Annotated in this window: 3 protein-coding genes and 1 pseudogene; 1 reads left to right on the top strand and 3 read right to left on the bottom strand. The window is 56.8% G+C overall.

The features are described from left to right. The 3 genes and pseudogenes from ACOTZF_RS25105 to ACOTZF_RS25095 form a co-directional block, all read right to left on the bottom strand. On the bottom strand, positions 1-63 hold a 63-nt coding region (locus ACOTZF_RS25105), incomplete at its 3' end, for a hypothetical protein (protein ID WP_421636234.1). Between the two features lie 31 nt (positions 64-94). Next, positions 95-658 (bottom strand): annotated as a pseudogene (gene avtA / locus ACOTZF_RS25100) (valine--pyruvate transaminase); the annotation flags it as partial. A gap of 171 nt (positions 659-829) precedes the next feature. Beyond that, on the bottom strand, positions 830-2,863 hold the full coding sequence (locus tag ACOTZF_RS25095) for an alpha-amylase (protein WP_047718375.1): 2,034 nt from the start codon (positions 2,861-2,863) through the stop codon (positions 830-832). 231 nt (positions 2,864-3,094) lie between these two features. Here ACOTZF_RS25095 and ACOTZF_RS25090 point away from each other — a divergent pair. Next, a partial coding sequence (locus ACOTZF_RS25090; RefSeq protein WP_421636234.1) for a hypothetical protein occupies positions 3,095-3,157 on the top strand: 63 nt, incomplete at its 3' end.

Genomic DNA, 3,157 nt, shown 5'->3' with positions numbered 1-3,157 from the left:
GAACTTTTGCTTTGCCACGGAATGGTCTGCGTTGTCGGGAAGATACGTGATCTGATCCTTCAACTCAGCAAAAGTTCGATTTATTCAACAAAGCCGGGCGCGAGACGCAGATCATCCCGGTCTCTTCCGTCACCTGCAGATGCTCAAAATCAACATGGTACTTAAACTGGCCTTCCGGCAGCAGTTCGATGTTCGGCCGGGTGGCAACGAACAGATCCTCTTCCAGACCGGCATCGGCGTAGCCGATATATTCCGGCGTCAGTGGGAACAGTACCTTACGGGTGGTGCCATCTGCCCGACGGCCTGCAAACAGATTAAATAAGTAGAAAAATGCGCTCTGACTGCCGTTAGTTAGCGCAATATTCTGTGGTTCGATCTCCCAGCCCAGCTCGTCGCGCAGCATGTTCGCCAGCAGAGCCAGCAGCTCGCTTTTGCCCTGTGGACCATCATAATTACAAAGCGCATCAAGGGCTTTGCCATTATCCAGCATGTCGGCCAGCAGCTGCTGGAAGTAGTCATTCATTTCCGGGATCTGAGCGGGGTTGCCGCCGCCCAGCATAATAGCGCCCGGCGTGCGCAGACCGTCATTAAGGTCTTCCATCAAGCGGGTGATGCCTGAATGACGGGTGAATTTGTCGCCGAAAAGTGAAAATGTCATCGCGAATAGTCTATCGGTGGTTCTGGAAAGTGGCTAACCATAATGCCAGCGCTGGCGTGGTGCAAATCGGCGGGAGGAGGCGGGTTTTTATCTTTATCCTGTATATTACTATTTTGTTAGCATTTCGTGCTGAATGGTGGCTCCCCGCCAGGGCGGAGAGCCACCTGTGGATTACTGCTGCTGTCCGGCCCAGATGACCATCACTTTGTCTTCACCGCTCTCACGCACGAACCCGTAACCACGCGACATCGACAGCGTTGTCTGTTTGCCCATGCCGATTGCCGGATGGCGAGCGCGGAACTGGCCGATCTTCTGCCAGTGGGTAACGCTGCGGGCCGCCTTGCCGTTGACATCCTGCCAGTTCATCTCCGAGCGGGTACCCTGCAGCGGGTCCGAGCCGGTGGGGCCGAACGGGCGCGATGATTCGTCGCCATAGAAAATCTGCACGGCGCCAGGGGCCAGCAGCAACAGCTCCGCCGCAGTGGTGCCGCCTTCGCGGAACAGCCGCGTATCGTGCGAGGAGAGGTAGCTCAGGACGTTAAAGCTCTGCAGCTTGTCCGCCATTTGCTGCCAGGTGAGGTCAATATTGGCCATACAGGTCGCCGCTTTCGCCGCCTGGTCCTGGTAGTCGAAATTGATCATCGCATCAAAACCGTGGCGATAATAATCGCTCTGCATCACTCCATGTCCCCAGGCTTCGCCGGTCATCCAGAACGGCGCCGCATCCAGCGCTTTATCCGGATTGGCTTTCTTCCACTCCGCCAGCGCGGCGGTGGCCTGGGTTTTTAACTGCTGCCAGGCGTCCATCTCCACATGTTTGGCGGTATCGACGCGGAAGCCATCGATGCCGTAGTCACGTACCCACTGGCTCAGCCAGTGTGTCAGATAGTCGCGCGGCGTATAGCCCGGGATCGCTTTCGCTGCGGTGTCTGGTTTATGGCTATAGAAGTTCGGCAGGCCTGAGACCTCCTTCGATTCGGTTTTCAGGTCCGGCAGTAAGGCCAGCGACATGGTGAGATCGTCATAGCCCGGATTGTCGTAATCGCCGATATTGGTGCGGATCCACTTCTTACCCCACCATTTCTCCCACCCGGCTTTGTCGCTGAAGTTGATATAGTCGTTAAAGCTGTGCCAGGTCTGTCCCGCGCCCGGCTTCCAGTCCGTCCAGCGCTCGCCGAGAGTTTTTTTCAGCTCATCGCCTTGCAGATACAGGGAGCCGAACTGGAACTCCTGCATGTCGGCCAGGGTAGCGTAACCGGCATGGTTCATCACCACGTCGAACAGAATACGTATTCCGCGCTTATGCGCTTCATCCACCAGTCGGCGGAGATCCGCTTCGGTCCCCATGTTGGCGTCCAGTTTCGACCAGTCCTGGGTGTAATAGCCGTGATAAGCGTAGTGAGGGAAATCGCCCTTCGTGCCGCCGCCGACCCAGCCGTGGATCTGCTCGAGCGGGGAGCTGATCCACAGGGCGTTAACTCCCATCTGCTGCAGATAATCCAGCTTGCTGGTTAATCCCTGCAGGTCGCCGCCGTGGAAGGTGCCGATCTCCTGCATGCCGTCTTTATGACGACCATAGCTGTTGTCGTTGGCCGGGTTACCGTTTACGAAGCGATCGGTCAGGACGAAGTAGACGGTGGCATTGTGCCAGTCAAACGGCGCCGGGGCGGCGGTCTCGGCACGCTCAAGCAGCAGCAGGCCATTGCTGCCGAAGGCGGGCTGCAGAGTGATTTTGCCGCCGCTGACAGTCGCGACATTGCCGCTGTAAAAATCGCGAACCTTACTGCCCTCGGCGAAGGTTTTGCTGACGTCGATGGTCAGAGGTTTTCCATCCCACTTCGGACACTGGCGGATCTGCGGCGCTGCGGCGCTGGCCTCTTTTTCCTCCAGCGAAATCATCATCGTCGGCGTGCCGGAGCGGGTATCCACCTCCAGGGTATACAGACCCTGGCGGAAGATGCGCCATTGCGGCGGCGTGCCGCGACAGGGTTCCATGGAGAGCATCTGGTTGAGCTTAATGCCGCCGGAAGGCTGCCAGCACTGCTGGTCAAAATTTAGCTGCAGGGGACGTGTACCCTTCTCAACCACTTTCTGGCTGATGAATCGGCCGGTCCCTTCTTCGGTAAAAGCAGGAAAGTCGGTGGTAGTCCAGGCGGCAAAGGCCATCCCAGGCACGAATAACGTGGCAAGCGTAGCGAGTTTCATTGCGAGATCCTGTGAGCGGTTTTTATCTAGTGTGCCTTGTCGCCGCGCGGGTGAACTCATCCTGACGCGCGTTTTACCAGGAGGATGAAAAGGGGTGAGTGACACCGCTCAAAAAATAGGCTAAAAATGAGACGAAGCTCGCATTTTCGCGCTGGCGATGCGCCGCAGAAACCGATTTCAGATGACAGCAATTCGGAATGGCTTTGTTGAATAAATCGAACTTTTGCTGAGTTGAAGGATCAGATCACGTATCTTCCCGACAACGCAGACCATTCCGTGGCAAAGCAAAAGTTC

Origin of the sequence: Enterobacter cloacae complex sp. SHL021, from assembly GCF_049237765.1 — a bacterium.
GTDB lineage: Bacteria > Pseudomonadota > Gammaproteobacteria > Enterobacterales > Enterobacteriaceae > Enterobacter > Enterobacter cloacae.
The sequence above is the reverse complement of the archived record's forward strand: the minus strand, read 5'-3'. Positions and strand labels throughout refer to the sequence as shown.

Bases quoted from the DNA above. Each gene is read 5' to 3' on its own strand.
- ACOTZF_RS25095 (WP_047718375.1), bottom strand. From the start codon at position 2,863: ATGAAACTCGCTACGCTTGCCACGTTATTCGTGCCTGGGATGGCCTTT.